3 protein-coding genes are annotated in these 1,457 nt (G+C 50.7%); 1 reads left to right on the top strand and 2 read right to left on the bottom strand.

Going from position 1 to position 1,457, the window contains the following annotated elements; all coding sequences use genetic code 11:
* Positions 1 to 211 (bottom strand): hypothetical protein (locus tag AC6EMZ_RS23215; protein WP_498405174.1); only part of this gene is annotated, 211 nt, incomplete at its 3' end.
* A 4-nt stretch (positions 212 to 215) separates the two neighbouring features.
* On the opposite strand from AC6EMZ_RS23215, the gene AC6EMZ_RS23220 reads away from it, so the two are divergent.
* Complete coding sequence (locus AC6EMZ_RS23220; protein WP_498405175.1) at positions 216 to 740, top strand: tail fiber domain-containing protein; 525 nt, start codon at positions 216 to 218, stop codon at positions 738 to 740.
* Here AC6EMZ_RS23220 and AC6EMZ_RS23225 read toward each other — a convergent pair.
* Positions 697 to 1,457 (bottom strand): phage tail fiber protein (locus tag AC6EMZ_RS23225; RefSeq protein ID WP_498405176.1); only part of this gene is annotated, 761 nt, incomplete at its 5' end. The two genes, AC6EMZ_RS23220 and AC6EMZ_RS23225, sit on opposite strands and share 44 nt — an antisense overlap.

The following is a 1,457-nucleotide window of genomic DNA, read 5'->3' on the forward strand; positions in this document are numbered from 1 at the left end:
TATTTTGGTCATTTGTTGATACCCTGACATAGCCAATTTGCATGTTTTTCACCCAATGATTTCTGCAAAAAAAACAGGTGACATTATCGGTCAAGCCATTGAAGGGCAATCTATAAAACGTCGGTTTAGGAACATCGGCTACGAAGGATGTTGGTCCCCAGCTCGGGAATGTCTTAGGCGTAGGGTATTTTGGCTTTGGAACACCGGTCATAAACGTGCTGGGAAACACTGAATCAGGGTTTTATGGCATTGATGGCTCGGGAGCCGCCTGGGCGCCGCAGGCAGGTTCAGGCATTGTATGCGGGTATGACGCAACACGACGCCAACAAATCTTCACAGGTGCATCCGCGAATCTTTTTGTCCGGAACCTGGGGGCGTCAGCGATGAACACTGCGTCAACAACAATTCCATGGACTCAGATGCAGCCCGTTGGCACGTCGGATATTAATTTTAAGCATATCAATGGCGATCTGGACGTGGATGATTGCCTGAAAAATATCTGCCAGATGGAGTTTAAGCGGTTCTACTATCTTGATGATGATGAGCAAACAGAGCGCCGTGGCGTAATTGCCCAGCAGCTCGAACAAATCGACAGACAGTATGTCCATTCAGCGGAGAGAGTAGGGAAAATGACTCTCGATTTGAACCCGCTCCTTATGGATGCACTGGCTGCAATCAAAGCCCTGGCGATCCGCGTCAGGATGTTAGAGGCTGCTGTACCTGACTCATCCGCTGATTAAACGCAGAACCATCTGGCATTTGCAGACGCAGGTCAATCCAGCGACCTTCAGGAATATCCATTGGATCACCCGCAACAACCATTGCCGTTTCGACATCAAATCGACGGCGAAAAACAGAAACAGTCAGCACACCATCATCGGCGGTCGTCGTATTGACGAAACACAGGAAATTGCCGTTGATGTCCTGAGGGATTTCAACTGTCCACCCATCGGTGTTAAGACCGTTGCTGCCGCTGACGGTATAAACCCCTTCCGCCGCTCTTGAGGCGGTGACACCTTCAGCTTCATCGTTACAATCAACGTGTCCTGTGCGGAAAAGTTTCACCACTGGAGAAGCTCGCTTGATGAAGCCGTTGGTATCAACGGTAGTATTGGCTTCACCCCACCATTTTTTCCATGTTACAGACGCCGGGGCATTTGGGTCGAAAGTACCCGTCCATACATTGTTTTGGTTAAAAGCGAACCCAAATCCTGCGGTCGTATACACCGGCACAGATACCAATCCGATAATGGCATTACCACTTCCCGGAGGCACTCCGATGGTGGGTGAGGTCGTTCCATCACCGCGCATTCGATATAGCCCGCCACGGTAGCCTTCGGTCAGGCTAGCAAGATGGCTGGCCAGTGAGGCATCAGCGCCAATCCCAAACCCACCGACCTGAATGATATTTCCATTCGTCGTGCCAGCGTCCTTCGTGGCACTACTTCCCAAACCGA

This window comes from Enterobacter sp. SCRI0065, assembly GCF_059766475.1.